The sequence below is a fragment of the Klebsiella sp. 141161 genome, assembly GCF_050600815.1.
GTDB lineage: Bacteria > Pseudomonadota > Gammaproteobacteria > Enterobacterales > Enterobacteriaceae > Klebsiella > Klebsiella aerogenes.
Map to the genome: position 1 here is coordinate 72,593 of NZ_JAQIRN010000003.1, position 25,975 is coordinate 98,567.

23 protein-coding genes, 1 tRNA gene and 1 pseudogene are annotated in these 25,975 nt (G+C 53.9%); 13 read left to right on the forward strand and 12 right to left on the reverse strand.

All coding sequences use genetic code 11. The features are described from left to right. Positions 1 to 140 precede the first annotated feature (140 nt). Genes PGR79_RS08665 through PGR79_RS08675 form a run of 3 tightly spaced genes read left to right on the forward strand, consistent with a single transcriptional unit; the run spans position 141 to position 3,393 of the window. Positions 141 to 647, forward strand: coding sequence for a DUF3304 domain-containing protein (locus tag PGR79_RS08665; RefSeq protein ID WP_430921474.1), 507 nt, complete (start codon positions 141 to 143; stop codon positions 645 to 647). Further along, entirely contained in the window at positions 635 to 2,971 is a 2,337-nt protein-coding gene (locus tag PGR79_RS08670) for a T6SS phospholipase effector Tle1-like catalytic domain-containing protein (protein WP_430921476.1), read from the forward strand. Before PGR79_RS08665 ends, PGR79_RS08670 begins: the two co-directional genes overlap by 13 nt. Before the next feature lie 26 nt (positions 2,972 to 2,997). After that, positions 2,998 to 3,393 (forward strand): type VI secretion system baseplate subunit TssG, encoded by a 396-nt coding sequence (locus PGR79_RS08675; protein ID WP_430921478.1) that lies wholly within the window; start codon positions 2,998 to 3,000, stop codon positions 3,391 to 3,393. Positions 3,394 to 3,598: 205 nt separating this feature from the next. Here the strand turns inward: PGR79_RS08675 and PGR79_RS08680 are convergent. Then, positions 3,599 to 3,674: transfer RNA gene (locus tag PGR79_RS08680), tRNA-Thr, on the reverse strand. Positions 3,675 to 3,788: 114 nt separating this feature from the next. Continuing rightward, positions 3,789 to 3,863 (reverse strand): annotated as a pseudogene (locus PGR79_RS08685) (hypothetical protein); the annotation flags it as partial. A gap of 193 nt (positions 3,864 to 4,056) precedes the next feature. Between PGR79_RS08685 and PGR79_RS08690 the strand changes: the two are divergent. Continuing rightward, positions 4,057 to 5,163 carry a DUF6708 domain-containing protein gene (locus PGR79_RS08690; RefSeq protein WP_430921724.1) on the forward strand — a complete coding sequence of 369 codons (1,107 nt, stop codon included), beginning with the start codon at positions 4,057 to 4,059 and terminating at the stop codon, positions 5,161 to 5,163. Positions 5,164 to 5,266: 103 nt separating this feature from the next. On the opposite strand, the gene proA is transcribed toward PGR79_RS08690, so the two are convergent. Together proA and proB are read right to left on the reverse strand one after the other, a co-directional pair. Continuing rightward, on the reverse strand, positions 5,267 to 6,520 hold the full coding sequence (gene proA / locus PGR79_RS08695) for a glutamate-5-semialdehyde dehydrogenase (protein ID WP_430921480.1): 1,254 nt from the start codon (positions 6,518 to 6,520) through the stop codon (positions 5,267 to 5,269). A 10-nt stretch (positions 6,521 to 6,530) separates the two neighbouring features. Further along, entirely contained in the window at positions 6,531 to 7,634 is a 1,104-nt protein-coding gene (proB, locus tag PGR79_RS08700; RefSeq protein WP_015368077.1) for a glutamate 5-kinase, read from the reverse strand. Positions 7,635 to 7,923: 289 nt separating this feature from the next. Between proB and phoE the strand changes: the two genes are divergently transcribed. Further along, positions 7,924 to 8,976, forward strand: coding sequence for a phosphoporin PhoE (phoE, locus tag PGR79_RS08705; protein WP_015368078.1), 1,053 nt, complete (start codon positions 7,924 to 7,926; stop codon positions 8,974 to 8,976). A 64-nt stretch (positions 8,977 to 9,040) separates the two neighbouring features. Here phoE and PGR79_RS08710 read toward each other — a convergent pair whose 3' ends face one another. Together PGR79_RS08710 and PGR79_RS08715 are read right to left on the reverse strand one after the other, a co-directional pair. Next, on the reverse strand, positions 9,041 to 9,607 hold the full coding sequence (locus PGR79_RS08710; RefSeq protein ID WP_082208594.1) for a C40 family peptidase: 567 nt from the start codon (positions 9,605 to 9,607) through the stop codon (positions 9,041 to 9,043). 226 nt (positions 9,608 to 9,833) lie between these two features. Then, a complete protein-coding gene (locus PGR79_RS08715; RefSeq protein WP_213317707.1) occupies positions 9,834 to 10,631 on the reverse strand; it encodes an AraC family transcriptional regulator in 798 nt (265 codons plus the stop codon). A gap of 101 nt (positions 10,632 to 10,732) precedes the next feature. Here PGR79_RS08715 and PGR79_RS08720 point away from each other — a divergent pair, with 101 nt between their 5' ends. Beyond that, complete coding sequence (locus PGR79_RS08720) at positions 10,733 to 11,530, forward strand: sulfite exporter TauE/SafE family protein (RefSeq protein ID WP_045361725.1); 798 nt, start codon at positions 10,733 to 10,735, stop codon at positions 11,528 to 11,530. Positions 11,531 to 11,610: 80 nt separating this feature from the next. Further along, complete coding sequence (locus tag PGR79_RS08725; RefSeq protein WP_213317706.1) at positions 11,611 to 12,276, forward strand: HAD family hydrolase; 666 nt, start codon at positions 11,611 to 11,613, stop codon at positions 12,274 to 12,276. Between the two features lie 57 nt (positions 12,277 to 12,333). On the opposite strand, the gene phnE (PGR79_RS08730) is transcribed toward PGR79_RS08725, so the two are convergent. The 4 genes from phnE (PGR79_RS08730) to phnC form a co-directional block, all read right to left on the reverse strand. After that, positions 12,334 to 13,218, reverse strand: a complete 885-nt coding sequence (phnE, locus tag PGR79_RS08730) for a phosphonate ABC transporter, permease protein PhnE (protein ID WP_213317705.1) — start codon at positions 13,216 to 13,218, stop codon at positions 12,334 to 12,336. Then, positions 13,215 to 14,087: a phosphonate ABC transporter, permease protein PhnE gene (gene phnE, locus PGR79_RS08735; RefSeq protein WP_046884032.1), complete on the reverse strand. Its 873-nt coding sequence runs from the start codon at positions 14,085 to 14,087 to the stop codon at positions 13,215 to 13,217. The genes phnE (PGR79_RS08730) and phnE (PGR79_RS08735) overlap by 4 nt, the downstream gene beginning before the upstream one ends. A 69-nt stretch (positions 14,088 to 14,156) precedes the next feature. Next, entirely contained in the window at positions 14,157 to 15,098 is a 942-nt protein-coding gene (gene phnD / locus PGR79_RS08740; protein ID WP_087859189.1) for a phosphonate ABC transporter substrate-binding protein, read from the reverse strand. A gap of 31 nt (positions 15,099 to 15,129) precedes the next feature. After that, positions 15,130 to 15,972: a phosphonate ABC transporter ATP-binding protein gene (phnC, locus tag PGR79_RS08745; protein WP_430921483.1), complete on the reverse strand. Its 843-nt coding sequence runs from the start codon at positions 15,970 to 15,972 to the stop codon at positions 15,130 to 15,132. An 803-nt stretch (positions 15,973 to 16,775) separates the two neighbouring features. Between phnC and ecpR the strand changes: the two genes are divergently transcribed. Genes ecpR through PGR79_RS08775 form a run of 6 tightly spaced genes read left to right on the forward strand, consistent with a single transcriptional unit; the run spans position 16,776 to position 23,543 of the window. Further along, positions 16,776 to 17,318 (forward strand): ECP biosynthesis operon DNA-binding transcriptional regulator EcpR, encoded by a 543-nt coding sequence (ecpR, locus tag PGR79_RS08750; protein WP_047063962.1) that lies wholly within the window; start codon positions 16,776 to 16,778, stop codon positions 17,316 to 17,318. A 60-nt stretch (positions 17,319 to 17,378) separates the two neighbouring features. Continuing rightward, entirely contained in the window at positions 17,379 to 17,966 is a 588-nt protein-coding gene (ecpA, locus tag PGR79_RS08755; RefSeq protein ID WP_015704519.1) for a common pilus major fimbrillin subunit EcpA, read from the forward strand. Positions 17,967 to 18,023: 57 nt separating this feature from the next. Next, positions 18,024 to 18,692, forward strand: a complete 669-nt coding sequence (locus tag PGR79_RS08760; protein WP_316425263.1) for a hypothetical protein — start codon at positions 18,024 to 18,026, stop codon at positions 18,690 to 18,692. Positions 18,693 to 18,717: 25 nt separating this feature from the next. Continuing rightward, a complete protein-coding gene (locus tag PGR79_RS08765; RefSeq protein WP_430921485.1) occupies positions 18,718 to 21,243 on the forward strand; it encodes a CS1-pili formation C-terminal domain-containing protein in 2,526 nt (841 codons plus the stop codon). Positions 21,244 to 21,286: 43 nt separating this feature from the next. Further along, a complete protein-coding gene (gene ecpD, locus PGR79_RS08770; RefSeq protein WP_430917253.1) occupies positions 21,287 to 22,879 on the forward strand; it encodes a fimbrial adhesin EcpD in 1,593 nt (530 codons plus the stop codon). Then, entirely contained in the window at positions 22,848 to 23,543 is a 696-nt protein-coding gene (locus PGR79_RS08775; protein WP_087859193.1) for a fimbria/pilus periplasmic chaperone, read from the forward strand. The genes ecpD and PGR79_RS08775 overlap by 32 nt, the downstream gene beginning before the upstream one ends. Positions 23,544 to 23,560: 17 nt before the next feature. On the opposite strand, the gene PGR79_RS08780 is transcribed toward PGR79_RS08775, so the two are convergent. Together PGR79_RS08780 and PGR79_RS08785 are read right to left on the reverse strand one after the other, a co-directional pair. Then, positions 23,561 to 24,742, reverse strand: coding sequence for an amidohydrolase (locus PGR79_RS08780; protein ID WP_308958681.1), 1,182 nt, complete (start codon positions 24,740 to 24,742; stop codon positions 23,561 to 23,563). Between the two features lie 11 nt (positions 24,743 to 24,753). Next, positions 24,754 to 25,947 (reverse strand): MFS transporter, encoded by a 1,194-nt coding sequence (locus PGR79_RS08785; RefSeq protein WP_113373712.1) that lies wholly within the window; start codon positions 25,945 to 25,947, stop codon positions 24,754 to 24,756. Positions 25,948 to 25,975 lie beyond the last annotated feature (28 nt).

Consider the following 25,975-nt stretch of genomic DNA (forward strand, 5'->3'; position numbering starts at 1 on the left):
CAAAAAATCGATAGAAACTGGCTTATGAATTCTTTTTCCCTGTTGGACACTATTTTTTGCAGTGATAGATGTCGTGTTGTTATCGATTGATTCGATTTGCAATGTAGGAAAACAACAAACGCTCAAGCCAGGGAGGAAGGGTGAGCAGAATAAAATGGATTATCCGGGGCATTGCTTTATTTGTGTCAGTGTTGTTATCGGGATGTTCGCACTCCCAGGCTGGCGAGTCGAGCGCAGGGAATATCGGCGGATACAACCATGTTGCCGGGCAGAACGTTAACTGGTTTTCAGTAAACGGCTACCATGCGACGCTAAATGGAAATGTGTGCTGCGTTATGATCCCGGACCAGTGGCGACCTGGGATGACTGCACATATTGAGTGGGAGGTTGATCCTAACCCAAAAGCTCATTTACCGCCTTTGGGAACAGATGCTTATAACAAGGCGTACCTACAGCATAAGGCCAAATACCTTCGCTATAGTGCTGATGTTCCCATTCCGCAATATAAGGAGAGTGCGGGCATTAACGTCCATTTTCTTCCTTGCCATCAGGTAAAAATTTATGCGGGTGTAGCCGGCTACGGTGCCTATTCCTACCCAATTAAAGAGCCGATGAATATGCAGGAGCCCGCAACATGTCAGAAATAAAAGCGTCTGCTTGGGTTCCTCCGTCATTCCCTTTGAGTGGGCGTTTACCTGGGGCGCAAAAAGACGTACTGGATAATTATCTAAAGCAGCGTAGAGAAGAAGATGAATACCTTAATGCCTTCAATGGGCAAACAGGACGGCGAAATGGGGCTGGCTTTACTTGTGCAAGAAGTCTGCATATCAGCTTCTTTTTTGATGGCACAGGTAATAACGATAATAACGATACGAATCGGGCTAACCCAACGCACCCCACTAATATAGCCAAGCTTTACCATGCAACATATGAGCGTGCTGAAAATGATGGGTATTTTAGATATTACATGTCTGGAGTGGGCACCGCCTTCCCTGAAATCGGTGAGATGGACTATAGCGATGCGGGATTGAAGTATGCTACCGGAGGTGAAAACCGGATTAACTGGGCATTGCTTCGACTCGCAGATGCGTTAATTGCAGGATTAACAAAGAACCAGCAACGTCTTGATGAATCACTGGCAAAGAGCAAGCTTGAAGGGATGGCTGCAGACTGGCCGCTAAGTGGCGAATCTAACCGCAAAGCGGCGTTTTACGAATTTCTGAATGCAGAAATGCGTGCCAAAGCCCAGGATGAAACCGCCAAACCCAAGATCCTCAAAATAAAGCTGTTTATCTATGGGTTTTCCCGCGGTGCAGCCGAAGCCCGAACTTTTGTTAACTGGCTGACCGAATTGTTTGAAACGCCGGAAGGGGCGGATAAACCTGAGCAGTCAATTCTGGGGATCCCTCTGAGCATTGAATTTTTTGGGCTCCTGGATACCGTACCTTCTGTTGGCGTAGCCCATATGGCTCCCATGTGCGACGGGCATATGGGATGGGCGGATGGCACGCAGCAGTTACCCGACGACGCACGTTTTCCTAACCTGATTAAGTGCTGCCGGCACTTTGTATCAGCCCATGAACAGCGCCTCTGTTTTCCTCTGGATTCCGTTCGCCGCCCAGAGGGTATCTATCCGCCAACCACGATGGAAGTGGTTTATCCCGGTGTGCATTCCGATATTGGCGGTGGCTACCCACCGGGCGAACAGGGAAAGGGAATGGCTGATGAAGCTGATCCCAATAACCCTGGAAAGGTTTTATCGCAGATCGTGTTGCATGATATTTATTCTGCAGCATTCAAGGCTGGAGCACCTTTAACGGTGCTGAAGGAAACAATTCCAGACTCATTGCTTCAGAAGACACCTTCACGAGTAATGGCAACTGATACCTATAAGCAATTCGCAGTAGATAAGGTACTCATCCAACGCTTCAACGCCTGGCGGCAGACCATCATTGCCGAAAAACCAGCGGATGCTAAAACCGATAGTGTCTACGGCTACCATCCGCATCGTCTCAGCCAGTCACTGGAAGATGCCGTTATCGAACAAATCGGTTGGATCACTGCCTGGCGTATTGGGCGTTATGCTTTCCGGAGCTATGCCACCCAGCCGTTTTATCTGGGGGCGCCCGAGCGTACCAAAGAGGAGCTGGAGCAAGATGAGAAAATGCGTGACGCTCGACAGAGCGAGATAGACAAAATCCGCAACGCAGCAAAACAAAACGCTAAATCAGCACCTTCTGCGTCGGCGAATCAGGCCGGCTGGCCTGCCTTTGAACCCACCATTGATAAGACGGAACTCCGCGAGGCAGCAGAAGAGTTTCGTAGCGACTACCTGGACGAATTTCGCCCGCAGAACGGGTGGGAGTTCGCTATCCACACGATCCCCAAATATGCCGTCTGGCTGATCAACACGGATGATGAGCAGGCCGAGTACGATCGGATCAAAGGCGATGGCGACCGTTTATACGGCAGATTATTTACGTCAAAACAGGGAGATGTCGTAACCGAGCCCGCGATGGCGCAGGTTGTTGCGCTGTTTGATGAGCAGATACATGATTCCCGCGCCTGGTTTATGTATTCCACTCTCGGCACTCGTGAACCCTGGGGAAGCTATTTCTTTTATCGTTCAATCTACTTTGGTCCCCAGAGCAATAAGGATCAGTATCTGCTCTCCGTCGCGGGGCAATTACTGGGGGTTGCCATTATTGCCGCTGGCGCGACCTATACCATCAAACACAAATCCCTTAAAGGCATCGGCGTTGCGGCAGGCGTTTACGGTATGGAGCGCATCATTATTAATAATGCGACAGGTAAACCGGTTCCTCTGCTTGATAACGCCGCAGAGCTCTTTAAACCCACGCGGGATCCGGGCTTGCTGGTGGCGCAGGCCAGCCGTCAGACCATCGCCACACGGCACCAAACCATGATGGCTTCGGCAATTGATATGCTCAGGCTCTCAGTACACGGGTAGAAGTCTTTCCACATCACCCGGTTGCCATGCCAGTTGATGAGCGCACACGCCTGACGCTGAAGAATCCTATGGCGCTGAGCGAGCGCCTCGTTATGGGGGATGAAGTGGAAACCCTTAACTACTGCATGCGCATTGAAATGTACACCGAGGATGCCAAAGAGGCCAAAGGCTGGTGGCCGCAAGGACAACTGCGCAAGGATGTGTTTGCGCTGCTGAAAGCATATCTGGGGTGTGACTACGATGCAGACATATATTTGACCGTTCCCACTCGCATTTTACCTCGTCCAGGGCTGGGGAAAGCGGGGCTTTTTATCGGGTACAACATCATGTCAGGCCTCAGAGATGATAACGAAGACGAGATGCCGCAGACGTTGCGCACGAAGGTGGGAAAACTGCGAGGAAAAGGTTTCGAGGAAGACTAATTGTGTTTGCGAAGCCGAGATACCGGGTTAGTGAGTGTTGACGGCACAGCTACTATAAATGTGATTATCGAGAACAAAAATACCGCAGACCCTGTCTGGCATGAGACGTGGTGGGAGTGGTTATCTGGAGAATTCTCCAGATGCCCATACGGCCTGGATCCGCATAAAAGACATAGGGTTTCATCGATGGGGATAGACGTTGAAATGGTGCCGATAATAGGAGTCGAACCTACGACCTTCGCATTACGAATGCGCTGCTCTACCAACTGAGCTATATCGGCCCTGAAAGGACGCGTTCACCTGCGTGAAGCACGGGGTAGAAGGTTAAAACTAAGTGGGTGATGCGTCAATGCCCTTTCGAATCAAACGGCTACTTTTGCATCACCCGCTTAGCGTTAAGCACGAATGGTATCGTCGCCGAAACCAATCCACTTATAGGTGGTCAGCGCTTCTAGGCCCATCGGTCCGCGGGGGAGATGGGGTCGGAACCGATAGAGGCAAAACGTCATTTCCTTATTCCAATAAATGCTATTTTTTTGTATTTTATTATTTTGTGATTTCTATTTGAATAATGTATTCACGCCATTTTTGTTTTTATTATTAATTTCATCATATTTATTCATCAGGCTGATTTGATTGGGAAGGGAGTGTCCTATAGTGTATATGATCGAATGGCAGATTTGGAGCTATGCAAAAAGCTCAATGCAGGAGAGAGTGTTGAGTGGTTCAATTTGGGAGGAACATGGTTACTCACGATTTACTAAGATTAAAGTTAGTGAATCTGTTGTCGACCATACAAAATCATGTAGCAAAAAGCCTAAACCATTAGGTCCATATTATGCTTATAATGATACATACTTAGAAATTCGTGGCGGCATGATGGAGGAAAGGCGCGGTCCTTTAAGTTTATTATCTTTGACTTTTTTATTTTCGGGTTGTGCTTCCGCTCAGTTGGCATATTTTTGTTTACAGGATGGTCAGATTCTTGCAAGTATTTTTGTAGTTTTATGTTCTTCAATTTTTTTGGCTTCTTTTTTTCTTGCCTATAAAATTGTGCGGCTTGAGATATTCACTCACCGGCATTTACGCGTTCGTTTTAATCGGATTACTCGGCAGGTTTATATTCAACGGCCTAAGTATTGTGGTGGTGTCGCCGTGTATCGCTGGGAGGATACTCAGCCAAGTGTCTCAGCAAAATCGAAAGTATTACCCGTTATGGGCTCAAGAAATCTATTGGTATGGGAACCAATTAACACTGGTTTACCCTATGTTGACTATATGGCTATTGGGAAACAGGCCACTACCGGGCAAGATATTAAGGATGAGTGGGAGTTTATTCGTCGTTATATGGAGAATGGGCCTGAAGGATTACCCAAACCTTCGATTACCTCACTGCTACCGTTACCCTGGCATGGCGTCAGCGTGCAGTTGGAGTCGATGCGGGGTTTTTTTTGGCCATTGCATGGTTTTTCCATATTAATGCTACCCCTGGCGGGACTGGCTGTGACATTGATGAGTTTACTTTATTTCCTGTCAGAGTTGTTTTGTTGGCAACCTCGCTGGCCTAAGGTGATTAGGGAAGCCGGTAAACAAGGGAAGCAAATACCTAAGCTGACAGCGCTTGATGATTTTCCAGCGGATATTCAGGAGAAATTGTTGCTCAATCGAGAGGAACTTGAATATGTTGATGACACGGCTCCGGTAGCGGTGAAAAAATCGACCAGAAGATGGTACCGTAAAAAGAAAAATATTCTCAAAGATAAAGGTTGAGTATTTTCGTATAAGCAGAGATCGGGTTCAGCATGAAACTAAGTGGGTGATGCGTCAATGCCCTTTCGAATCAAACGGCTACTTTTGCATCACCCGCTTAGCGTTAAGCACGAATGGTATCGTCGCCGAAACCAATCCACTTATAGGTAGTCAGCGCTTCAAGGCCCATCGGCCCGCGGGCGTGCAGCTTCTGGGTGCTGACCGCCACCTCCGCGCCGAGGCCGAACTGGCCGCCGTCGGTGAAGCGGGTAGAAGCGTTAACGTATACCGCCGACGAATCCACTTCATTAATAAAGCGATTCGCATGGCGCAGGGTACGCGTCAGAATGGCATCTGAATGCTGGGTACCGTGCGCGCGAATATGGGCAATCGCATCATCGAGATCGGCGACAACTTTCACGTTCAGATCCAGCGACAAATACTCGTCGTCGTACTGCTCCGCTTTCACCGGCTCCACTTTTGCCGGACCGTTCTGCAGAAGGGGCAGGGCGGCCGGGTCGGCATGCAGCGTCACGCCGCTCTCCGCCATCTGTTTGCTCAGCGCAGGCAGGAAGGTATCGGCGATATTGCGGTGTACCAGCAGCGTCTCGGCGGTATTGCAGGTGCTCGGACGTTGGGTCTTGGCGTTAACGATGATCTTCAACGCCGGTGCGATCTCTGCCGAATCGTCGACGAAAATATGACACACGCCGATACCGCCGGTGATCACCGGGATCGTGGATTGCTCGCGGCACAGCTTATGCAGGCCTGCGCCGCCGCGCGGGATCAGCATATCGATGTATTTATCCATCTTCAGCATTTCGCCGACCAGCGCGCGATCCGGGCTCTCGATTGCCTGCACCGCGGCAGCCGGCAGGCCGCACTCCTGCAGCGCCTGTTGAATCACTTTCACCGTCGCGGCGTTGGTGCGCCAGGTCTCTTTACCACCGCGCAGAATAGCCGCGTTGCCGGTCTTCAGGCACAGAGAGGCGACATCGACGGTCACGTTCGGCCGCGCTTCATAAATCACGCCGATCACTCCCAGCGGTACGCGGCGACGTTCGATACGCAGGCCGCTATCCAGCAGACCGCCGTCAATCACCTGGCCGACCGGATCCGCCAGGCTACACACCTGACGCACGTCATCGGCGATGCCGCGCAGGCGCGCTGGCGTCAACGCCAGGCGATCGAGCATCGCGTCGCTCAGGCCATTGGCGCGGGCGTCGCTGAGGTCCTCGGCGTTAGCGCGCAGGATCTCTTCGGTCTGCGCTTCCAGATAATCAGCAATCTTGTTGAGAACCTGATTTTTCTCGCGGCTGGAAAGCAGCGCGAGTTGGTAAGAGGCCGCTTTGGCCGCAATGCCCATTTGTTCCAGCATTTTCAGCTCCTTAACGGGTAATCATATCGTCGCGATGGACGGCCACCGGGCCGTATTCATAGCCGAGGATGGCATCGATTTGCTGCGAGTGCTGCCCGGCGATCAGGCGCAGGGCGTCGCTGTTATAGCGGCTTACGCCGTGAGCGATATCGCGCCCTTCGCTACTGCGGATTCGGATAACTTCGCCGCGGGAGAAATTCCCGCTGACGGTTTTGATGCCTTTTGGCAGCAATGAGCTTCCTCTTTCCAGAATAGCCTGGGTCGCCCCGGCATCGACGGTGATTTCACCGGCCGGCGGCGCGCCGAAGATCCAGCGTTTGCGGTTCTCCAGCGGTGATTCCTGAGCGTGGAAACAGGTGCCCACCGGCAGGCCTTCCATCGCGTGGCCGATAACGTCCGGGCGGTTGCCGGCGGCGATAATGGTATCGATGCCCGCGCGACAGGCGACGTCCGCAGCCTGCAGTTTGGTGCCCATGCCGCCGGTGCCGAGGCCGGAAACGCTATCGCCTGCGATGGCGCGCAGCGCGTCATCGATGCCGTAGACATCTTTAATAAGCTCGGCCTGCGGATTGCTGCGCGGGTCGGCGGTAAAGAGTCCCGGCTGATCGGTCAACAGCAGCAGTTTATCGGCGCCGGCGAGAATGGCCGCCAGGGCGGAAAGATTATCGTTGTCGCCGACTTTGATTTCAGCGGTGGCGACGGCGTCATTCTCATTAATGACCGGCACAATATTGTTATCCAGCAGCGCGCGCAGGGTATCGCGGGCGTTGAGGAACCGCTCGCGATCTTCCATATCGGCACGGGTCAGCAGCATCTGGCCGACATGAATGCCGTAAATAGAGAAAAGCTGTTCCCACAGTTGGATAAGACGGCTTTGGCCGACTGCCGCCAACAGCTGTTTTGAGGCAATGGTGGCGGGCAGTTCAGGGTAGCCGAGGTGTTCACGTCCGGCGGCGATGGCCCCGGAAGTCACAATCACAATGCGGTGCCCCATGGCATGCAGCTGCGCGCACTGGCGCACTAACTCAACGATATGGGCGCGGTTCAGGCGTCGGGATCCGCCCGTTAAAACACTGGTGCCCAGTTTTACCACCAGCGTCTGGCTATCACTCATGATTTTCTGCCGTTCAAAAGGAATATCGAGATCGAGCTGATGTTGTAACAGGAGTCAGGCCGCTTGCCAACTGCTGGCGTATTGGTCAAGCCATTTTATTGCGCGGATCGGGCATTCTGCGCAGGCAAGGTGACATATTTATGACGGAAATATTTAAACATTCTTTTTTATAAAAAGTTCCATTTCGTCATAAATATTTAACACTACAGCGTTAAAAAACCTCCAGTTTTTGACGGGGCCTTCGCCCGGAATTGATAAGCGCGTGTAAATAAATCACCAGGACCACATAATGAAAAAGCGTTCACTGGCATTAATGATGATGGGTTTTGTTGCTTCTTCGGCTTCACAGGCAGCGGAAGTATACAATAAAGACGGCAATAAACTGGACGTGTACGGCAAAGTGAAAGCCATGCACTACTTCAGCGATTATGACAGCAAGGATGGCGACCAGACCTACGTTCGCTTTGGTATCAAAGGCGAAACGCAGATCAACGATCAACTGACCGGTTATGGCCGCTGGGAATCCGAATTCTCCGGCAATAAAACTGAAAGCGATTCTTCGCAGAAAACCCGTCTGGCGTTTGCCGGCGTGAAGTTAAAAGAGTTTGGATCATTTGACTATGGTCGTAACCTCGGCGCGCTGTACGACGTTGAAGCCTGGACCGATATGTTCCCGGAGTTCGGCGGCGACTCTTCCGCGCAGACCGATAACTTCATGACCAAACGCGCCAGCGGCCTGGCGACCTACCGCAACACCGATTTCTTCGGCCTGGTGGATGGTCTGAATATGACCCTGCAATATCAGGGCAAAAACGAAGGCCGTGAAGCGAAAAAACAGAATGGCGACGGCTTCGGCACCTCTTTAAGCTATGATTTCGGCGGCAGTGATTTCGCCGTCAGCGCGGCTTATACCAGTTCTGACCGTACCAACGATCAGAACCTGCTGGCGCGCGGCCAGGGCTCCAAAGCGGAAGCCTGGGCTACCGGCCTGAAGTACGACGCCAACAATATCTACCTGGCGACAATGTACTCTGAGACCCGCAAAATGACCCCGATCAGCGGTGGTTTTGCGAATAAAGCGCAGAACTTTGAAGCGGTCGCCCAGTATCAGTTCGATTTCGGTCTGCGTCCGTCTCTGGGCTATGTACTGTCGAAAGGCAAAGATATTGAAGGTGTCGGCAGCGAAGATCTGGTCAACTATATTGACGTCGGCCTGACCTACTACTTCAACAAAAACATGAACGCCTTTGTGGATTACAAAATTAACCAGCTGAAGAGCGATAATAAGCTCGGTATTAACGATGATGACATCGTCGCGCTGGGGATGACCTATCAGTTCTGATAAAACTGAGCGCAAGAAAAATAAAAACCGCGGCCCTGAGCGCCGCGGTTTTTATTTGTCAGGATTAGCGGTTTTTCGCCAGATGCAGATTGTCGTTATTCATGGTGATCTGCGCGTTATATTCCTTCGGCAAGCGCCGCGCCTGATAAAATACGCGGTTCCAGTACGGATTATCCAGCGACGAACGCATGACGCCCTGGCTTGCGGAGGCGTGCAGGAAATTGTGGTCGGTATCGTAGAAACCGACGTGCATGCCGCCGTGAATGCGGAAGAAGACTAAATCGCCAGGCCGCAGCTGCTGCTTGCTAACGCGCACGCCCATATGCAGAAGATCGCCGGTGGTCACGCGGTCCATTGGCAGATTAAAGCGGTCCTTCAGCGTACGCCAGACAAAGCCGGAACAGTCGACGCCGCTCTGGTCGGTGCCGCCCCATTCGTAAGGGGTGCCGTCCCAGGTGTGCATCTGATCGTGCAGGGCGGCCAGCACCGGTATCAGATCGTCGGAGCCGCTGTCGATCGGCTCATAATGATGCTGCGCCACCGCCTTGGGCGGTTTTTTTGGGGAAGATGAACATCCTGCCAAAATCAATAAAGGAACAAGTAATAAAGCGTGGCTGAGTTTGGGCTTCATGTCGTTATTTTCATGTTAGGGATCGACCGTCGCCATTTATAGCGTATTCAGGGAAACGTCAGAATGATGAAACGCAAAATTTACGAAAACTTACGTACTGCAGGCATAAATTCGCCGGTACCGTAATAAGCACATTTTTCAGATAGTAAACGCGGTGATTTTATTTATTAATAAATGTTTACTATCTAAATCAAAATATAACAGGCCAGAATCAGGATGTTCTTATTTATCTGGCGTGAGAGACAGGCGTGCCTCCTTTAAGATGGCGGATAAAAGAGGCTGGCGCATAGCCCATCGCTTTGCGGAACATGGCGGTAAACGCCGCCGGATGTTCATAGCCAAGGCTTAATGCCACGTCGGTAATGCTTCGTCCTTCTCGCAGGGCGGTGAGAGCGTACATCAGGCAGGCTTTATGACGCCAGTCGCGAAACGCCATCCCGGTCCCCTGCAAAAAGCGGCGGTTGAAGGTGCGCAGGCTTTGACTCATCTTTTTGGCCCACAGCTCCGGTGTACTGTGAATCTCCGGCTGAAGGAGAAACGCGCTGCATAGTTCAGCCAGCCGCGGATGTTGCGGCAGCGGCGTAAACATCGGCAGCGGCGGGGCGCCCTGCAGTTCAAACAGCAATAGGGCGATAAGCGCCGCATCATGTCCGCTCTCTTCATACAACAGCGGCAACTGGCAGGCGGCCAATAGCAGTTGATGTAGCAGCGGCGAAACCTGCAATACTTCGCAGCGCACGCCGGCGCGCGGCGCGTCCTGCGGTTCGATATACAGACTATGGGTGCTCACGCCCGGCATCCAGACGCGATGCGGTTTATTAGCGGGTATCCATACGCCGCTGAACGGCGGCACCAGCCACTGGCCGTCATCGGTTTCGACTTTCATTAAGCCATTCACGGCATAGAGAAACTGCGCTCGCCGATGATGATGGCGCGGTAAAAGGGTGTCAGGCGGATAATCGCTACCCAGGCCCAATACCCGGCGCGGCAGATGATCGACATCATTAATCGCGATATTACGCATGCGTACACTCCTGGCTGAAAATCGTAATATATTGGCCTTTAATCGTAAGTCAGCCATTCCGCTATTCTATATCGTTACCTCCCTGAATGGAGGAACGGTAGATGATATTTGGGCTTTTTGTTTGCGGATTGTTGTCCGGGGTAACCACCTGGCTGTTTGGCTTCGGCGGCGGCTTTGTTACCGTGCCGCTGCTTTACCTGCTGCTGAGCCATCAGGGCGCAGTAGGCGGTCAGGCGATGCAAATAGCGGTAGCGACGTCGGCGCTGGTGATGCTGTGCACGTCGCTGTTGGCAAGCGGCCGCCATCTGCGCGCCGGAACGGTTCACTGGCGCTCCCTGCTGCCGATACTTGGCGGCATCGCCATCGGCGGTATTGCCGGCGCGGCGCTGGCGCTGAGGGTCAACGGCGAGTGGATCCGCTGGCTGTTCATTTTGTACCTGGCGGTGACCATCGTGGATTGCTACGTTCGCCCCGGCTTTATGGCGCCGTCGACGGCTTGCGCACCGTCGAGTGCAGGGCGCGAGACTATTCTTGGTGGCGGGATTGGCCTGATTGCCGCCTTCCTTGGCGTTGGCGGCAGCGTGATGACCGTACCGCTGATGCGCCGGCGTGGCGCGACGATGGCGCAGGCCGCGGCGATGGCCAATCTGTTGACGTTGCCGCTGGCGGCGACCGCCAGCCTGACGTGGCTGCTGATGGCGCCGATGGCGGCGCTGCCCTCCGGTTTCATCGGCAATATCTGGTGGCTGGCGGCCGGATTGCTGGTAGCCGGAAGCTGGCTGGGATTGCGGGGCGCATCGCGCTGGTTGGCAAAACTTCCCGATCGCTGGCACGTGCGGATCTACCCGCTACTATTGCTACTGGTGCTGCTGGCGATGGGCTTTGGCGGGGTGGGCTGAAACGCAGCCGGATCATGCTCCTGTCATCTTCTTTATACATGCTCTCGCAGGCTTATATTGCTGATTATGGAAAATGACCGATGTCTAATGCTGTGACGATTTTCGATCTGGATAACACCCTGATTAAAGGGGACAGTAGTACGCTGTGGAGCCAGTTTATGGTGCGCGAAGGCTTGGTGAGCGACCCGGAATATCTGGCGCGCGAGGCGCAGCTGATGGCGGATTACGACCGCGGGGAAATGAATATCGCCGATTATGTCGCGCTGATTCAGGCGCCGCTGATTGGTATCCCGCAGGGGCAGGTGGATACGCTGGTGGCGCGATTCGTGCGCGAAAAGGTGTTGCCGCGGGTCTACCCACAGGCATGGGACGTTATTCGTACCCTACAGGCGCGAAGGGAAAAAATGTTAGTGATCTCCGCCTCGGTAACGCTGCTGGTGCAGGCGATAGCCGCCGAGCTGGGAATTGAACAGGCGTTGGGTATTGATGTTGAAATGGCGGATGGCGGCTACAGCGGTGTGATTGCCGGTACCCCGAGCTATCAGCAGGGCAAAGTGACGCGCCTGGCGCAGTGGCGCGAGGCGCATCCTGACTATACTGGCGAAGTCACTTTTTATACCGATTCGATAAACGACCTGCCCCTGTGCCTGCATGCGGATCGCGTGCGGTTGGTCAACCCCTGTCCGCAGCTGCTGGCAGCCAACGCCCGGCACGGCTGGCCGGTGCTGGCGTGGCGGATCGAATAACGAGACGTTTTCCCTGGTTCGTAGCCCCGGTAAGCGTAGCGCCACCGGGGAGAGGGGTTATTGCTGACTTTGATACAACGGCACTACGCTGCCGCCGATATAACGGCGGCGCAGCCAGGCGGAGAGGGTGTCCATGACCATGACCACCGCGACCAGCAACAGGGTAATAAACATCACCACATCCCAGTTCCACAAACGCATATTTTCCGCGTAGATGAGGCCAATCCCGCCCGCGCCGACAAAACCTAACACCGCGGCGGAACGGGTGTTGGATTCAATCTGATATAAACTCAGCGCCAGGAAAGTCGGGAACGACTGGGTGAAAATGCCGAAGCGGTGTTTCTGCAGACCATTAGCGCCGACGGCGGTGAGGCCGCGGCCCGGCGAACGGTCTACCGCCTCGTGGCCTTCAGCATACAGGCGGCCCAGCAGGCCGGTATCCTGCATAATAATCGCCAGTACCCCCGCCAGCGGCCCGAGCCCTACGGCGCGCACGAAAATCAGACCCCAGATAGCCATATCGATACCGCGCAGCATGTCAAACAAGCGGCGCATCAACACGGCGATAATGCCGGGAATCACGCCGCGCATAATATTGCGCGCCGCCAGGAATGACAGCAACAGCGCGATGACCGTCGCGGTAATCGTCCCGGCGAAGACGATGGCAAGCGTAATGGCGATTTGCGTGAAGTAATAGGCAAACGGCCAGTTCCAGAAATCGTGCCAGACGAACATCCGCAGCAGATAGCGCCCCATCTGCTGTAGACCAGTCGCCAGTTGTTCGCTGCTGATACCGAACTGCATAAAGAACCAGACGTAATAAAGTACGCTCGCCAGCGCCAGCACGCCGACGTAGCGCAGATATCGCCCCTGAGTCTTATACAGCGCCTGATGCTGGCGGCGGCTGGCGGCGATATCCGGTTGATGTTGCCATTGGCTCATTTTTTCCCCTCCAGAACCCACTGGCGCAGGCGGCCGGAAAGCATATCCAGCAGCGACACCACAATAATGATCAGCAGCAGCGTCATGCTGACCTGATCGTAACGATCGAGCTTAATGTTGGTCATCAGTTCCTGGCCGATCCCGCCGGCGCCCACCAGACCAAGAATGGTGGATGAACGGAAGTTAATCTCAAGGCGCATGAAGCCGTAGGAGAGAAAAATCGGTTTCACCTGCGGCCACAGGGCAAAACGCACCTTCTGCAGCGCTGATGCCCCGCATGCCGCCAGCCCGCGCACCGGTTTATCCTGCGCGCTTTCCACCGCTTCATAGAACAGTTTGGTCAGGCTGCCGACCGTATGCAGCATCAGCGCCAGAAAACCGGGGATCGCGCCGATACCGAACGCCATGACGAAAATGACCGCCCAGGCCAGCTCTGGCATGGTGCGTAAAAAGGCCACCAGCACGCGAACGGCGAAGCGTAGCGGCGCCGGTGACCAGGCGTTATTGGCGGCGAGGAAAGCCAGTATCGTCGCTACCGCGACCGCCACCAGCGTGGAGGCCAGCGCCAGCTGCAGCGTCTCCCAAATCAGCGGCAGCTGAATCGGTAGGCGATAGCCCCAGTACGCCAGCGAGCCTTTGGTATGAGAATCGGCTAACAGGACGCCCGGATGCAGCGTCGGCAGCGTCTCGAACATATAATCGAGAAAGTTTGGCAACGAGCGCCAGATGGTGAACAGATTAAACTCGGCGGCGTGCCCGGCGGCAAAGTAGAGCGCCAGCAGCACCAGCGACCAGCCGAAGGTATCGCGCTTTTGCCGCGTCCTGACCTGCTGGTAATAACGTTCAAATTCGGTATGGGTATTATTCATGCGGCGAAAAGGTCTTTAACGTAGCGCCGCCGTCCGCATTGATCTGCGAACGGCGGCATCAGTACGGGATTAACGCGCGCTAACCAGTTCGCGTTTCATATCGATGATCTGCTGGAAATCGGCCACGCTGCCCGGGCCGATGTGCTGAGTACCGCCCATCGCTTTCACAAAACAGGCGTGATCGTCGGTATCCAGTTTTTTAAGCGCGGTGACGACTTTGGCTTTGAAGTCCGCCGGCAGCGCATTGCTAACGAGGATCGGGCCGTTCGGGATCAGCGGCGATTGCCAGATAATCCGGATTTGCTTCATCAGATCCGGATGATCCATGCGAATCAGGCGATTAAAAGCGCCTACGCTGTAGCCGCTGTTGTAGTCGCCGACCATTGAGGTCCAGGTGACCGCGCCGGCAAACTGGCCGTTCAGCACGCCGAGAATGTCCTGCTCGTGTCCGCCGGAGAAGGTGACGCTGGAGAAGAAGTTATTGTATTTGTTATCCGCGTCGCCGCCGAATTTCTGTTTAAAGGCGTGGTTTGGAATTAAATAACCGGAAGTGGAATCCGGGTCGGCGAAGCCAAAGGCTTTGCCTTTTAAATCGTCCAGCGTTTTATACGGGCTGTCAGCTTTGACGATGACCACCGAGTGGTAGCCGCGGGACTGATCTTTATCATCAACGGCGATACCGACAATATCGACGGCTTTCGGGTTATTGATATAGACCGAGGCATAAGAAGAAGGCGACATACTTAATACGACATCGACTTTACCACCCAGCAGTCCCTGAATGACGCCAGAATAATCGGATGAGTTACGTAATTTGGTATCGACCTTCAGCTCTTTATCAAGAAACTGTTTCACGCACTGGTTATCGCCAATTTGCTGCGTGGCGTTTTGACCGCCGAGGATCCCCAGATTTAATTCCTTCGGCTGTTCAGCGGCGCTCGCTTGCCACGTCAGTAACAGAGCTGCGAGTGCTGCGGATAAACGAACTGCGCCATTAATATGTTTGTTCATTATTTTGCCCGTGTGTTTTTACTAAAGGAAATTAATGCAATTGGCTAATTTCATCGCCGTACAACCGATGCAGGACACCCTGAGTCAGCTGTGCGGGATGATCGTCGAAAATGATGCGGCCTTTGGCGACGCCAATGACCCGGGTGCAGTACTCTTTGACCAGTTCGACCGAATGCAGGTTGACCATCACGCTAATCCCCTGGCCGCTGATTTCCCGCAATACGTTCATAATTCGCTGGGTGTTTTTGGGATCGAGCGAGGCGACGGGTTCATCCGCCAGCAGGATCCCGGGGTTTTGCATCAGCGCGCGGCAAATCGCCACGCGCTGCATCTGGCCGCCGGAGAGGTTTTCCGCCCGCTGTAGCGCGTGCGGCAACATGTTCATCCACTCGAGAAGAGAGATGGCGCGAGCCCGGTCGGCGTCGGGGAAAACCTTAAACAGCGACTTCAGAGTTGAGGTCTGACTCAGGCGGCCCAGAAGTACGTTAGTCAGCACATCAAGACGCGGCACAAGGCAGAAGTCCTGGAAAATCATGCCACACTCGCTGCGCCAGGCGTTGAGCGCGCGTCCTTTCAGGCGTGAAACATCATGCGGCATACCGACTTCCGGAAAGCTGAGAATTTCACCGCCGGTGGCGCTGTGAGTGCCGTTAAGGACATGCAGCAGCGTAGATTTCCCGGCTCCCGAGCGGCCAATCACTCCCACCAGCTCGCCGGCATGCAGGTCAAAACTGATGTTATCGAGGACGGTTTGCTGCGCATTATAAGATTTACTCAGGTTGCGCACGCTTAAGACTTTCCGCTGCCGGGTTGGGGTGATGGGCGTAATTAGCGAAAATTCGGTTTCCGCCACCGCGGCAAGAGAGCTGTTCATAAGAGTGTCCTGGTTCGTCATAAACTGGCCACTATTAATCGCGTTTTGTGTGAACTTTCGATGACGGTAAGGCGAACAAATAATGAAAGCGTGATGAAACGCTTATCTGCAAGGCAAGAGGAACATGTCAGCGGCAATCATTGCGTAATGGACTACACTAATGAAAATGAGAGTAAATAAGAAAGAAATATGAGAAGTAATCTCATTCTCTTAGATATCATTCTTTCATTGGATTAATAGTCCTCTGCAAGTGGTTTTTTTGTTTATGTTTAGGCTTTTTGTGCGGTGCTTAAAACCATTCATGCAGCTTATGATTGGGTGAATCGTCTTGTAAATAATGATTGTGTGGCATTATCCTCTTACTTTTGTGTGTTATTAAGATTTTTCGCAACGTCACTTATCTTGTCCATTAAGAATATTCCTAATGAATTAGGGTTATGATCCTGGATGATATAATAATCGATTCGGATTGTAGGAATTTTCGATCAATAACCACATGAAATTAAATGTTTTTTGTTTTTGAGCAAAAAATAGGATTTCGCCAAAAAGCAAAAAATTGACATAAATGAGAATTAGCTTCACATCCTGCTTGTTGACACTTAATCAGAAAAAACCTAAATTTGAATCCAACAAAAAATATAAATCGATAAATAATTTCGACATTATTAATTATTAAATAATGCCGCTGGTGTTTTATTATAACCAATTTAAACAGGGGTAATTTGCAGGTTTAATCTCTGCAGGCCTGGCTATCGGCGATGGGGTGAAAGGTAGTATTCCAGGATGAAGAGGATAAACAGTATATGGACGAACAATGCTCCCTTGATAAGTGTATTTGGCCAGCCCATGATACTTATTTTTTAAAAGGCTTATCGGAACTCATTTTAGATATCGAAGAACTTATTTATTTGTCACTGGATAAAATATGTAAGGATTTTTTGTTTATCAATCTGAGTACCAATGCATTAAATTACTTTATTCGCTATGACAACGACTGGTTAGCCAAGGCCAAGGGCAAACAAATCATTCTGATTGCCGCGAGAAAGTCAGAAGCGTTAGCCAATTATTGGTATTACAACGGTGATATTCGCGGCGTGGTGTATGTCGACCTCGCGCGCGATATAAGAAAAGATCTGGCCTATGTAATTAATGGCCGGTTTCTGCGTAAAGATATAAAGAAAGAAAAAATTACTGACCGGGAAATGACGGTGATCAGAATGACGGCCCAGGGAATGCATCCGAAATCTATCGCCAGAATTGAAAATTGCAGTGTGAAAACTATTTATACCCATCGGCGAAATGCTGAGGCCAAGCTGTATTCAAAAATTTATAAATTAGTTATGTAACGTTTATTTAGTGGTACACCGGGACGACTTGTCCTTAATTAAACTCAGGATGAAAAAGCTATGAAAAAAAAGGTTATTGCTATTGCTCTGGTAACGGCGTTTGCTGGAATGGGTGTTGCTCAGGCTGCTGATGTCACTGCTCAGGCCGTTGCTACCTGGTCTGCAACCGCGAAAAAAGACACTTCCAGCAAACTGGTTGTTACCCCGCTTGGCAGCCTGGCTTTCCAGTATGCCGAAGGGATTAAAGGCTTTAACTCACAAAAAGGTCTGTTTGATGTTGCGGTTGAAGGCGATACCACGGCGACTGCCTTCAAACTGACTTCACGTCTTATCACTAACACTCTGACTCAGCTGGATACCTCCGGCTCAACGCTGAGCGTGGGCGTGGATTATAACGGCGCCGCGGTAGAAAAGAGTGCTGACACCATCATGATCGACACCGCTAACGGCGTACTGGGCGGCAACCTCAGCGCGCTGTCTAACGGCTACAACACCGCAGGCCGCACCACCGCGCAGGACGGCTTTAACTTCTCCATCATCAGCGGTACCACCGACGGCACCACCGCGGTAACCGATTACAGCACGCTGCCGGAAGGGATCTGGAGCGGTGACGTGAGCGTGCAGTTCGACGCAACCTGGACCAGCTGATTTTCTCGTAGCACCGGGCAGGGGGAATACCCCTGCCTCTTCATGGACTGAACGCTTATGAAAAAACATCTCCTGGCCATTGCCCTGCTGCTTGGATTGGCTAACCCTGCGCGGGCGCTGGATGTCGGCGATATCTCTTCCTTTATGAACAGCGGCAGCAGCACGCTGAGTAAAGAGATTAAAAATACCACCGACAGCGGCCGCTTAATCAACATTCATCTGGAACGTCTCTCTTCACCGCTGGATGGCGGCAAAGTGATCCCGATGGATAAACAGGATGAAGTCCTGTTGACCCCCGCCAGCTTGTTATTGCCCGCAAAGGCCAGTGAAGTGGTGCGCTTTTTCTACAAAGGCCCGGCGGATGATAAAGAGCGCTACTACCGCATTGTCTGGTTCGATCAGGCCTTAAGCGATGCCCAGCGCAATGGCTCCCAGCGCAGCGCGGTGGCCACCGCTTCAGCCCGCATCGGCACCATTCTGGTGGTGGCGCCGCGTCAGGCTAATTTTCGCTACCAGTTTGCCGGCGACACGCTGACCAATACCGGTAACGCCACCCTGCGCATCATCGCCTACGGCCCGTGTCTGAAAATCGCTGATGGCAAAGAGTGCAAAGAAAACTATTACCTGATGCCGGGGAAATCGCGTCGCTTCACGCGCGTCAATATTGCTGACAAAAAAGGACGGGTCGCGCTCTGGCAGGGCGAGCAGTTTGTTCCCGTGAAATAGACATGTGTGCTGATGGATTAAGACTATGCCTTTACGACGGATCACCCCTGGACTGAACGCGCTGCTTGCCTCCGGCATGGTTCTTTTGCTGGCGCCTTATAGCGACAGCATGGCCGCCGAGCGCGTGCAGCAAATCGGCGGCGTGATTATCCCGCAGGCTTTCAGCCAGGCTTTGCAGGACGGCATGAGCATTCCTCTGTTTATTCATCTTGAAGGCAGCCGCGATAATCAGAACGATCAGCGTATCGGCGCCGCGTATATCTGGCTTGATGGCGACGTGCTGCGGGTTCGGCAAATCACCCTTGAAGAGGGCGATGACAACGCTCGCGTCAGCGACGAGACACGTCAACAGCTCAGCCGTTTATCCAATGAGGCTTTCAACGACGCGCTGAAGATCCCCTTAACCGATGCCGCGCAGCTACAACTTAGTCTGCGCCAGTTGCTGTTGCAACTGGTGGTGAAACGTGAGGCGCTGGGAACCGTGCTGCGGTCGCGCAGCGAGGATATTGGCCAGTCGAGCGTTAAAAGTTTCAGTAATAACCTTACCTACAACCTCGGGGTCTACAACAACCAGATGCGTAGCGGTGGCAGTAATACCTCCAGCTATCTGTCACTCAATAGCGTTAGCGCGCTGCGCGAGCATCACGTGGTGCTCGACGGCTCGCTGTACGGCATCGGCACCAGCCACCAGGACAACGAACTGTATAAAGCGATGTACGAGCGCGACTTCGCCGGGCACCGTTTTGCCGGCGGAATGCTGGATACCTGGAACTTACAATCGCTGGGGCCGATGACCGCGATTTCGGCCGGTAAAATCTACGGCGCGTCGTGGGGCAACCAGGCCAGCTCGACGGTATTTGACAACAGCCAGTCGGCGACGCCGGTGGTGGCATTCTTACCGGCGGCAGGCGAGGTCCACCTGATGCGCGACGGGCGCCTGTTAAGCGTGCAGAACTTCGTCATGGGTAATCATGAAGTTGATACCCGAGGCCTGCCGTACGGTATTTACGACGTTGACGTCGAAGTTATCGTCAACGGAAGAGTGGTCAGCAAACGCACCCAACGCGTCAACAAACTGTTCAGCCGTGGACGCGGCGCGGGCGCGCCGCTGGCCTGGCAAATCTGGGGCGGCAGTTTCCATATGGACCGCTGGTCGGAAAGCGGTAAAAAGACGCAGCCGGCGAAAGAGAGCTGGCTGGCGGGGGCATCGGCTTCCGGCTCGTTGAGCACGCTCAGTTGGGCGGCCACCGGCTACGGTTATGATAACAATGCCGTCGGCGAAACGCGCATCACGCTGCCGCTGACCGAGGCGGTGAATATCAACCTGCAAAACATGCTGGCCAGCGACAGCTCCTGGAGCAGCATCGGCAGCGTCAGCGCCACCTTACCCGGCGGCTTTAGCTCGCTGTGGATTAACCAGGAAAAGACCGTTATCGGCGATAAGCTGCGCCGCAGCGATGCCGACAACCGGGCGATCGGCGGCACGCTGAACCTGAACGCCCTGTGGTCAAAACTAGGCACTTTTAGCATCAGCTACAACGATGACCGCCGCTACAACAGTCATTACTACACGGCGGATTATTACCAGACGATTTATAGCGGCTCTTTTGGCTCGCTAGGCCTGCGCGCGGGCTTACAGCGCTATAACAACGGCGATAGCAACGCCAACACCGGGAAATATATCGCCCTCGATTTATCTCTGCCGCTGGGCAACTGGTTCAGCGCCGGGATGACCCATCAGAACGGCTATACCATGGCCAACATTTCGGCGCGTAAGCAGTTTAATGAAGGGGCGATTCGAACCGTCGGCGCCAATATTTCGCGGGCGATTTCCGGCGATACCGGCGACGACAAAACCTTAAGCGGCGGCGCTTATACGCAGTTTGAAACGCGCTATACCAACGGCACGTTGAACGTCAACAGCGGCGCCGACGGCTACGTGAACACCAACCTGACCGCCAGCGGCAGCGTCGGCTGGCAGGGGAAAAATATCGCCGCCAGCGGAAGAACCGACGGCAACGCCGGGGTGATCTTCAATACCGGGCTGGAAGACGACGGCAAGCTCAGCGCTAAGGTTAACGGGCGCATCGTGCAGCTCAGCGGTAAACGCAATTATCTGCCGCTGTCGCCGTACAGCCGCTATGAAGTCGAACTGCAGAACAGTAAAAACTCGATCGACAGCTACGACATTGTCAGCGGCCGTAAGAGCCACCTGACGCTTTATCCCGGTAACGTGGCGGTGATCGAGCCGGAAGTGAAGCAGATGGTCACCGTCTCCGGGCGCATCCGCGCCGAAGACGGCACGCTGCTGGCGAACGCGCGCATTAATAACCATATCGGGCGCACCCGTACCGATGAGAACGGTGAATTTGTCATGGATGTCGATAAAAAATATCCCACCATCGATTTTAGCTACGGCGGAAATAAAACCTGTGAAGTGGCGCTGGAGCTCAGCCAGGCGCGCGGCGCGGTGTGGGTAGGGGACGTGGTATGCAGCGGTCTCTCTTCATGGGCGGCGGTGCAGCAGACAGGAGAAGGTAATGAAAGCTAAGTGGCTACTCGCTTTGGCGACGCTGACGATTGCGCCGCTGGCGATGAACGCTAAGGCGGCGGTGACAAAATATTCTGAAGCCGCTGCTCCGGCGCGCGAATTTGTCTTTGTCGAGAACAACTCTGATGACAACTTCTTTGTCACCCCTGGCGGCGCGCTGGATCCCCGCCTGACCGGCTCAAACCGCTGGACCGGGTTAAAATCAACCGGTTCTGGCGATACCGCGTACCGTCAGGTCAGTCTGGGTTATATCGATGATGGTCACAACCATGGGATCTCCGCTAATTACCGGTTTGATATGTGGCTGGAGAATGCGCCGGTCTCTCACCCTTTACTGGGTTTACGGTGTATTAACTGGTACTCGGGATGCGATCTGGCAACCAGCCTGATTTTACCCCAGTCAACAGATGCTAATGGATTTTACGGCGTCTCAACGGGGAGCGGGACGAAATGGCGTCACGGGATGATGTCCGATGCCTTTTATCAATACCTGCAGCAGATGCCGATCGGCGGTAGTTTTACGATGACGATTAATTCCTGCCAGACATCGGTCGCTTACGATGCGAGCAAAGGCGAGCGTTGTAAAGATCAGGCGTCAGGTACCTGGTATATCCGCGACGTAACCCATACCAAAGCGGGGCACTTACGCCTGATAAACACCCACTCACTGGCGGAAGTGTTTATCAACAGCGACGGCGTGCCCACGCTGGGTGAAGGCAATGCCGATTGCCGTACACAAACGATTGGTTCTCGCTCCGGTTTAAGCTGCAAAATGGTTAACTATACGCTGCAAACTAATGGATTAAGCAACAGCTCGATTCACATTTTCCCGGCTATCAGTAACTCTGCGTTGGCATCGGCGGTAGGTAACTACGATATGCAGTTCAGTCTTGATGGTAACTCATGGAAACCAGTCAACGGCATTCTGCAGTATTACACTTTTAACGAGATGAAGAGCTCTGATTCTATCTATGTCTTTTTCTCCAGTAACTTTTTCAAGCAGATGGTGGCGTTGGGCATTAGCGACATTAACACCAAAGATCTGTTTAACTTCCGTTTTTATAACACCACTTCGCCGGAATCCGGCTGGTATGAATTCTCGACATCCAATAGCCTGATTATCAAACCGCGTGATTTCAGCATTAGCATTATCTCCGATGAGTACACCTCGGCGCCTACGCGTGAGGGTTACGTCGGCAGCGGCGAACCGGCGCTGGATTTCGGCTACATCGTCACCACCAGCGGCAAAACCGCCGCCGATGAGGTGTTGATTAAAGTGACCGGCCCGTCACAGGCGATTAGCGGGCGCTCGTATTGCCTGTTCAGCTCGGCGGACGGTACCGCGCAGGTGCCGTTTCCGGCGTCGCTCTCTTTCATTACCCAAAGCGGGGCGACGAAAAGTTACGACGCCGGCTGCGACGATAGCTGGCACGACATGACCGATGCGCTATGGCTGACCACGCCGTGGACTGATATTTCCGGCGATGTGGGGCAGATGGATAAAACAACGGTGCGCTTCTCGATTGCTATGGACGATCCTATCTCGCTGCGCACCATCACCGACAACGGCTGGTTTGGCGAGGTCAGCGCTTCAGGAGAGATTCATGTCCAGGCGACGTGGCGTAACATTAATTAAGCTGGCGCTGGCGAGCCTGTGGCTGCTGGCTACGCCGCTGGCGCAGGCGATTTCTGTCGGTAATCTGACCTTTTCGCTGGCCTCTGACGCTGAGTTTGCGGCGAAGAGAGTTATCAACAACAATAAAAGCGCGCGGCTATATCGGGTGTCGATCGTTGGCATCGACCGGCCCGGCGGCCGTGAGGTGCGCCTCCGTCCGGCGGACGGCGAACTGCTGTTCGCCCCGCGCCAACTGACGCTGCAGGCGGGCGAAAGCGAATATTTTAAGTTCTATTATCACGGGCCGAAGGATAACCGCGAACGCTACTATCGGGTCTCGTTTCGTGAAATTCCCACCCGCAACCTGGTGATGCGCGCCCCGGCGGGCGGGCAGATCAGCATGGAGCCGGTGGTGGTGATGGATACCATTCTGGTGGTGCGCCCGCGGCAGGTTCAGTTTAAATGGGCGTTCGATAAAGCAGCGGGAAGCGTCAGTAATACCGGCAATACCTGGTTTAAGCTGCTGATCAAACCGGGATGCGACACCACGGAAGAGGAGGGGGACGCCTGGTATCTGCGCCCCGGCGATGTCGTTCGCCAGTCGTCGCTGCGTAAGCCCGGCAACCACTACATCATCTATAACGAGAAATTTATTAAAATCAGCAATGATTGCCCGGTGAAATAGCCGGGCATTCGCCTGATTTATTCCTCGTTCAGCAACTGACTCACCAGCGCGATATGGGTCTTAATGCCGACCGCCAGCGCATCTTCGTCGATGCGAAAATGCGGGTTGTGCACGTTCCACGTCGCCCCTTTTTGCGGGTTGCCACAGCCGATAAACAGGAAGGTACCGGGGATTTTCTCCTGGTAGGAGGAGAAATCCTCGCTGCCGAATAGCGCCTTATCCTGCAGCTGCAGCGTGCCTGCCGGGAAATGGCGGGCTATGGCTTCGCGGGCGATATGATTGGTGGCGTCGTGGTTGTTGCCCACCGCATAGCCCTGCTGCCATTTGATTTCGTAGCTGGCGCCGTGGGCGGCGGTGATGCCGTCGATAATCCGCGCCATCAGCGGCGGTACCGCCTCGCGCACCTGCTGGCTATGGGTACGCAGCGTCCCGGCCAGGCGCGCGCTGTCGGGAATCACGTTATAGCTATCGCCGGCCTGAAAAGTGGCGATAGTTAGCACCGGCGCGTTGGACGGGTCGATATGGCGGGCGACGATCTGCTGCAGCGCGCCGACCACTTCCGCGCCGATGGTCACCGGATCGATACAGTGCTGCGGCATCGAGCCGTGGCCGCCTTTGCCGCGAATGGTGATATCAAAGTTATCGCTGGAAGCGACGTACACCCCCTCTTTCAGGGTTATCACGCCAACCGGGCTGGTGGGGAAAACATGCAGGCCGAAAATATGTTCAACGTCGTCAACCACGCCCAGCTCAACCAGCTCACGCGCGCCGCCCGGCGGCACCTCTTCCGCGGGCTGGAAGATGAATTTAATGCTGCCGTGCAGCTGTTCGCGAAGCTGGCACAAGACTTTCGCCGCCCCCATCAGCATCGCGGTATGCGCGTCGTGACCGCAGGCGTGCATCACGCCGGGCTTCGTTGAGCAGAATGCTTCACCACTCTCTTCCTGGAGCGGCAGGGCATCGATATCGGCACGCAGCGCCCACATGGGCCCAGGATGCGCGCCGCGCAGTACGGCAATCACGCTATTTTCCAGCGGGCGGCTGATCTCGAGGCCGGAAAATAGCGCCAGCTCGCGGGCGATGTAATCGGCGGTCGGCTTCTCGTTAAACGACAGATCCGGGTGGGCGTGGATATGCCGACGCCAGCGCAGCGCTTCCTCGGCCGCGGCGGAAATGAATTGTTCAGTAGCGTGATGCATCAGGGACTCCTTCAATCAATTACGGGCTGACTGACGACGGTTTTACGTTTCATGAGCGGTAGCACCGCCAGCGCGGAGCAAACCATCGCCAGTGAAAGAAACAGGAAAGCGCTGGCGTAGCCGTGGGTTTTCTCCACCAGATAGCCAATGACGATCGGTGAAACAAAGCCGCCGAGAGTACCGCCGGTATTAATCAGACCGATGGCCGAGCCCATCATATTTTCCGGCAGGCGCTTCATCGGCAGGGTAAAGGCGGTGACGAAGGTCGACATCAGGAAAATTTCGCCGATAAACAGCAGCAGGCTGGCGATAAGCGGCGTCCGGGCGTGGAAGATGGCGAAGATCGCCACGGCGCTGATTAGCGCGCTAATAGCAATCACCAGCGGTTCGCGATTAAGAAAATATTTACCCACCAGCCAGCCGGTACCGAGCGATGAGATCCAGATCCCAAGCCCCCCCGCGGCCACCACGTAGCCGGATGCAGACAGCGACATCCCCATACTCTGAACAAAAAACTTCGGCAGCCAGGCCATCAGGCCATAGCTGGGAATATTGACGCAAAAGATAGCCAGAAAGAGCAGGATAACCGTGGGGTTACGCCACAGGGCGGCGCCGGCGGCGCTCTGTTTCGCGACCATCGCCGTCGGTTGTCGGCGCGGCACGCGCAGGGCGATCAGCAGGGCGATAGCGCAGGCAACGATCCCCAGTACGGTGAACGACAGATGCCAGCCAAGCAGCGCCAGCGCGTTAACGGCGATAATCGGCCCAATGGTCATTGCCAGTCCCGCTGACGACAGCAATATCGATTGGGCGAAGGTACGTTGTTCAAGAGTGAAGTTGCTTACCACCGCCTTGGCGCAAGAGCAGGGATAGCCGGAGTGGCCGATGCCTGACAGAAAGCGGAACAGCAGCAGCAGGCCGAAGCTCGCTCCCAGCAGGCCAAAGCACAGCGCGAATAGCCCCAGCGCCGCCAGCGACAGCACCAGCATCGTTTTGTAGCCAATGCGATCGTTAAGCCAGCCCGCCGGCACCTGAAACAGCGAATAGGCGAGAAAAAAGATGCCGGTAATGTAGCCCAGCTGTTCGGCATTGAGGCCGAACTCCTTTTCGATAGGCAGCAGCGCGAAGCCGGTGACGGTTTTGTCGATGTAAACGACTACGTAGCCGATAAACAGTAAGAAGATCATCTGAGACTGACTTTTCATTTTTTTCCGCCCGGTGTCTCATGGTTGC

What these genes read in the sequence shown, in the direction of transcription:
- PGR79_RS08670 (WP_430921476.1), top strand. Translation starts at nt 635, where the DNA reads ATGTCAGAAATAAAAGCGTCTGCTTGGGTTCCTCCGTCATTCCCTTTG.
- PGR79_RS08675 (WP_430921478.1), top strand. Translation starts at nt 2,998, where the DNA reads ATGCCAGTTGATGAGCGCACACGCCTGACGCTGAAGAATCCTATGGCG.
- PGR79_RS08690 (WP_430921724.1), top strand. Translation starts at nt 4,057, where the DNA reads ATGATCGAATGGCAGATTTGGAGCTATGCAAAAAGCTCAATGCAGGAG.
- proA (WP_430921480.1), bottom strand. Translation starts at nt 6,520, where the DNA reads ATGCTGGAACAAATGGGCATTGCGGCCAAAGCGGCCTCTTACCAACTC.
- proB (WP_015368077.1), bottom strand. Translation starts at nt 7,634, where the DNA reads ATGAGTGATAGCCAGACGCTGGTGGTAAAACTGGGCACCAGTGTTTTA.
- phoE (WP_015368078.1), top strand. Translation starts at nt 7,924, where the DNA reads ATGAAAAAGCGTTCACTGGCATTAATGATGATGGGTTTTGTTGCTTCT.
- PGR79_RS08710 (WP_082208594.1), bottom strand. Translation starts at nt 9,607, where the DNA reads ATGAAGCCCAAACTCAGCCACGCTTTATTACTTGTTCCTTTATTGATT.
- PGR79_RS08715 (WP_213317707.1), bottom strand. Translation starts at nt 10,631, where the DNA reads ATGCGTAATATCGCGATTAATGATGTCGATCATCTGCCGCGCCGGGTA.
- PGR79_RS08720 (WP_045361725.1), top strand. Translation starts at nt 10,733, where the DNA reads ATGATATTTGGGCTTTTTGTTTGCGGATTGTTGTCCGGGGTAACCACC.
- PGR79_RS08725 (WP_213317706.1), top strand. Translation starts at nt 11,611, where the DNA reads ATGTCTAATGCTGTGACGATTTTCGATCTGGATAACACCCTGATTAAA.
- phnE (WP_213317705.1), bottom strand. Translation starts at nt 13,218, where the DNA reads ATGAGCCAATGGCAACATCAACCGGATATCGCCGCCAGCCGCCGCCAG.
- phnE (WP_046884032.1), bottom strand. Translation starts at nt 14,087, where the DNA reads ATGAATAATACCCATACCGAATTTGAACGTTATTACCAGCAGGTCAGG.
- phnD (WP_087859189.1), bottom strand. Translation starts at nt 15,098, where the DNA reads ATGAACAAACATATTAATGGCGCAGTTCGTTTATCCGCAGCACTCGCA.
- phnC (WP_430921483.1), bottom strand. Translation starts at nt 15,972, where the DNA reads ATGAACAGCTCTCTTGCCGCGGTGGCGGAAACCGAATTTTCGCTAATT.
- ecpR (WP_047063962.1), top strand. Translation starts at nt 16,776, where the DNA reads ATGGACGAACAATGCTCCCTTGATAAGTGTATTTGGCCAGCCCATGAT.
- ecpA (WP_015704519.1), top strand. Translation starts at nt 17,379, where the DNA reads ATGAAAAAAAAGGTTATTGCTATTGCTCTGGTAACGGCGTTTGCTGGA.
- PGR79_RS08760 (WP_316425263.1), top strand. Translation starts at nt 18,024, where the DNA reads ATGAAAAAACATCTCCTGGCCATTGCCCTGCTGCTTGGATTGGCTAAC.
- PGR79_RS08765 (WP_430921485.1), top strand. Translation starts at nt 18,718, where the DNA reads ATGCCTTTACGACGGATCACCCCTGGACTGAACGCGCTGCTTGCCTCC.
- ecpD (WP_430917253.1), top strand. Translation starts at nt 21,287, where the DNA reads ATGAACGCTAAGGCGGCGGTGACAAAATATTCTGAAGCCGCTGCTCCG.
- PGR79_RS08775 (WP_087859193.1), top strand. Translation starts at nt 22,848, where the DNA reads ATGTCCAGGCGACGTGGCGTAACATTAATTAAGCTGGCGCTGGCGAGC.
- PGR79_RS08780 (WP_308958681.1), bottom strand. Translation starts at nt 24,742, where the DNA reads ATGCATCACGCTACTGAACAATTCATTTCCGCCGCGGCCGAGGAAGCG.
- PGR79_RS08785 (WP_113373712.1), bottom strand. Translation starts at nt 25,947, where the DNA reads ATGAAAAGTCAGTCTCAGATGATCTTCTTACTGTTTATCGGCTACGTA.